Raw genomic sequence first — 3,693 nt, 5'->3', positions numbered from 1 at the left:
ATGGTTGATTTATAGTCATTTCTTTAATCTCTTTCTTACTATTTTTTTCATCTTGTGTTCCTGAATTCATAAACGAACTGTCTATATTAAGTATTAATTTTGATAATGCGTCATCATCATTTATTTGCCATTGACCATCTTTTTTTGTTAATGATATATCTTCTGTTCTATCTGTATAATTAATATCTTCTAGATATTTTAATAAGATGCTATTATATAGCTTCTCTGATTCCTCTTCTGTTGGTTGATTTCCTGAAAATGCTTGTGAAAAGGCCATTGTAACTGCCTCTTGCATGTATTTTGCTACTACTGTAGCCATATCTGGCCCATTAACTTTTACATTTACAGTTGCAGAATCACCATCTATTTTTTCAGAGTTTATAGTGTATGTTAATTTTTTCATCGAATCCATTAACTTTTTAGATGCTTCGTCTGAAAAATCTTCTTTGTTCTCTGATTCATTCAAATTTTCATTTAATAATTTGGAAAAATCGCCATTTTCACCTTTTTTTACTTCTTCAAAATAAATTTTAACTGTATCCGATGGAGATTGAGTACTACATCCAGATACTCCAACTACTAATGTTAAAAGTAGCATAATTGAGACTATTTTTTTAAATCTTTTCATTGTTATTATCCCCCTTTAATTCCTCTATCATTAAATATATTACCATATAATGGTCTGACCTGTAAAAGTTATTTTATCGTAATATGAGTATATTTTATAGAGTTTGCATAGGTGCTTTCAAAGATAAATCTAATGCAGTAAAACTTAAAAATGAAGCTATATCTAAAGGCTTTAAGGATACCTACATAGCAATAAACTAATAAAATCCAAGTGTGGTCTCCTTCACTCTTGGCCTTTTGCATATAAACCTGTAAATTACTAACCAACTAATATTTCGTTTCGTAGATGCGATACATGGTGAAATTCTCACAAACTATGTTTCTAAATTCATAACATTTAATAGGCAAAAAACTTTATATTAAAAATAGCACCAGTAGTTATGGGCTCAGCTCATATCTGCGGCGAATACTAATGATTTTAATATAAATAAAATATATCATTTTGTACTTGTCCCAATATGATATATTTGCCTAAGCTATAACACTGATTGATGTACTGAATTAACGCTCCTAAATAACCGAATCATTATTTTAAAGTTATGACACTGCTATTATGTACATAAAAACATTAATACAATTTTTTGGACCCCGTTTTAGACTTGGATTTATATAAAATATTAATCTAAAAAACATAAATGGTATTGATACTAGGGTAGCTAAAGTTAAATTTGAAGGTTCTTTTATTTTGTTCCATTCCTCCGTTAATAAAAAATAGAATAGAATTTAATGTAATTATTTTCCAGTTACTTTTCCATCAATATCTAATAAAATAAATTGATTAAGTTATTTATGGAGGAAGGCAATGAAAAATAATTCTAAAGATTTATCCTTAGGTGTAGAACGTACTATTGACGACTTAGGTAGACTTGTTTTGCCAAAGGAGATGAGAGATAAGTTAAATTTTCAAAAGAATCAAGTAGTCAATATTAAATTATTTAAAAACTATATACAAGTTGAAAAAAGTATAAGTAATTGTAGTTTTTGTGATAGTCAAGAAGATACTATTTCATTTAAAAATTCTCCTCTGTGTAGAAAATGTTTAAATGAAATAATTGAAAAGTTTAATAAGTAAACTAAAAAACAACAAAAAAGAGAAATGTTTTTTAGTTTTAACTACTTACCGTAAAATAAAATAAGACCATGTTTTTCTAATATTATTAAAACATGGTCTATAATTCTCATTATTGTAAGAATGTGTAACTATCAAGATTATAGATTATTCTCCTTTTTCATTACATTGCTTTTGGCTTTAATATAATCTTTCGCTGTAATAGCTCCAGCCATAACAATTGAAACTACCGTAAAATTCAAAAATATATCTCTGTATGCATTTGGGTGTAACTCTTCCCAAAACCCAGTTATCCATACATAAGCAAATACAATTGACATGGAAATACTGTATGGAATTAAATATGATAAAATTTTACTTCTATGTTTTATCTTGTCGAAAAGGGTAATTGTTATAATAGCGATTAGTACAACTACACCTCTATTTATAATATGAGAGTTGGTATCTGTTACTTGCCCCATACACAACTGCAATATACTACTTACTAATGTAGTTATTGTAAAAATCACACAAAATATACTGACGATTTTTTAATTGTTTCCATTATTTCATTTTTCCTCCTCATATATTATCCAAATAATGTTTGCTTCACATTTTAATACAATTCCGACGTAAATTATTGAGTATATTCTATCATAATGTACCGTCTATACGTATAATCTTTTTACAGTATTAATACTGTTAAGTTATGACACTTTCACTTTGTACATAAAAACACTAATGTAATTTCTTGAACACCTTATATTAAATTAACTACTGTTATTGAAGTTTAATTTATCTATCAAAAGTGTCTATGATAAGATATGCTTTTATGAACACTAAAAACAGAGTAATAATTTTAGATTACTACTCTGTTAGTTTACAATATCTCAAGATTGTTCATTAGTATTATTATATAATGTATATCCACTAAGTAAAGTTCCTAATCCACCTAATAATGAAGTAACTACGCCACAAGCCCTCAGAGACTCTATATAAGATTTAATAATTAGTTGATACTCTGCTGTATCCATTCCTCCATTTTCTATTAATATATCTAATGCAATACTTCGTCCTATTGATACTGACGAAAGTGTTAATATTAAGCCTATTATAAAAATAATAGCCATGACTACTAAATACCTCTTTGCAATTTCATACTTCATATAATCCCCCCATTTTTTGTTCAGACTATCTATCAATTGTTAATTTAATTATATCAGAATTTAAGATTTAGCACTGTACACTAAAACAGATGTTTAATTGAACACAAAAGGTAGTAATTAATGGCTACCTTTTGTGTTCATAATTTAATAATGTTGTAAAGTTAATAAAATCAAATTTATATATTACTCATTAGCAGGCAAGATATAATCAGATTCGTTTAATTTATTTACTTTAATCATATAAGAGCAATGCTTATTAGCTGTTTTAAAACCTGATTTTTTGTAAAACTCTTCTTTATCAGGTGTTGCTAAATAAACAGTTCTTACTTGCATTTCCTTCATATTTAACAACTTTTCTATCATATGCTTTCCTATAGATTTCCCTCTGTAATTAGGATGTACTAAAACATCTATTATTGTAGCCCACCTAACTTCATCACTTAACCCTCTAGCCATTGCTATTAAATTATCACTATTCCAATAAGTTATAATGCATGATGATTTCTTTATTATTTTTTCCCAATCATCATATTTATTTGTTACTTTCCAAGTTGCATAATTACAATAAAACTCTTTTACTTTAGATATACTAATATCCTTTGAATCACAGTATGTAATCAACTCAATTCCTCCTTTTTTTACATTTGTAATTAAAGTCTAATTTAATAACAAATTATATATACTGATGCGATTTGATAGTTTTGTTGGATGAAGTAATTTTTATATAAAAAATAATTCATACTATAGACTTTCGTTCAAAATAATGGTACATTGTATACATAGACAACAATAAATGACACGATAATCAAAAAGCAGACAATAGGCACGGACATAATGATTAGACATTTAAGA

The 3,693-nt window shown here is 26.9% G+C and carries 6 protein-coding genes; 2 read left to right on the top strand and 4 right to left on the bottom strand.

Features of this window, described 5'->3' with window-relative positions; translation table 11 throughout:
* On the bottom strand, positions 1–628 hold a 628-nt coding region (locus tag VLM92_RS00260), incomplete at its 3' end, for a DUF5105 domain-containing protein (RefSeq protein ID WP_325274350.1).
* Positions 629–711: 83 nt separating this feature from the next.
* On the opposite strand from VLM92_RS00260, the gene VLM92_RS00255 reads away from it, so the two are divergent.
* Positions 712–828: an SPOR domain-containing protein gene (locus tag VLM92_RS00255; RefSeq protein ID WP_325274349.1), complete on the top strand. Its 117-nt coding sequence runs from the start codon at positions 712–714 to the stop codon at positions 826–828.
* Positions 829–1,429: 601 nt separating this feature from the next.
* Positions 1,430–1,699 (top strand): AbrB/MazE/SpoVT family DNA-binding domain-containing protein, encoded by a 270-nt coding sequence (locus VLM92_RS00250; RefSeq protein ID WP_325274348.1) that lies wholly within the window; start codon positions 1,430–1,432, stop codon positions 1,697–1,699.
* Between the two features lie 137 nt (positions 1,700–1,836).
* Here VLM92_RS00250 and VLM92_RS00245 read toward each other — a convergent pair whose 3' ends face one another.
* The 3 genes from VLM92_RS00245 to VLM92_RS00235 all read right to left on the bottom strand — a co-directional run bounded on the left by VLM92_RS00245 (position 1,837) and on the right by VLM92_RS00235 (position 3,462).
* A complete protein-coding gene (locus VLM92_RS00245; RefSeq protein WP_325274351.1) occupies positions 1,837–2,214 on the bottom strand; it encodes a DUF6608 family protein in 378 nt (125 codons plus the stop codon).
* A 351-nt stretch (positions 2,215–2,565) separates the two neighbouring features.
* Positions 2,566–2,841 carry a hypothetical protein gene (locus tag VLM92_RS00240; RefSeq protein ID WP_325274347.1) on the bottom strand — a complete coding sequence of 92 codons (276 nt, stop codon included), beginning with the start codon at positions 2,839–2,841 and terminating at the stop codon, positions 2,566–2,568.
* A 183-nt stretch (positions 2,842–3,024) separates the two neighbouring features.
* Positions 3,025–3,462, bottom strand: coding sequence for a GNAT family N-acetyltransferase (locus tag VLM92_RS00235; RefSeq protein ID WP_325274346.1), 438 nt, complete (start codon positions 3,460–3,462; stop codon positions 3,025–3,027).
* Positions 3,463–3,693 lie beyond the last annotated feature (231 nt).

The organism is Romboutsia sp., assembly GCF_035470145.1.
GTDB lineage: Bacteria > Bacillota > Clostridia > Peptostreptococcales > Peptostreptococcaceae > Romboutsia_D.
The sequence above is the reverse complement of the archived record's forward strand: the minus strand, read 5'-3'. Positions and strand labels throughout refer to the sequence as shown.

Bases quoted from the DNA above. Each gene is read 5' to 3' on its own strand.
- VLM92_RS00240 (WP_325274347.1), bottom strand. From the start codon at position 2,841: ATGAAGTATGAAATTGCAAAGAGGTATTTAGTAGTCATGGCTATTATT.
- VLM92_RS00250 (WP_325274348.1), top strand. From the start codon at position 1,430: ATGAAAAATAATTCTAAAGATTTATCCTTAGGTGTAGAACGTACTATT.
- VLM92_RS00255 (WP_325274349.1), top strand. From the start codon at position 712: ATGAGTATATTTTATAGAGTTTGCATAGGTGCTTTCAAAGATAAATCT.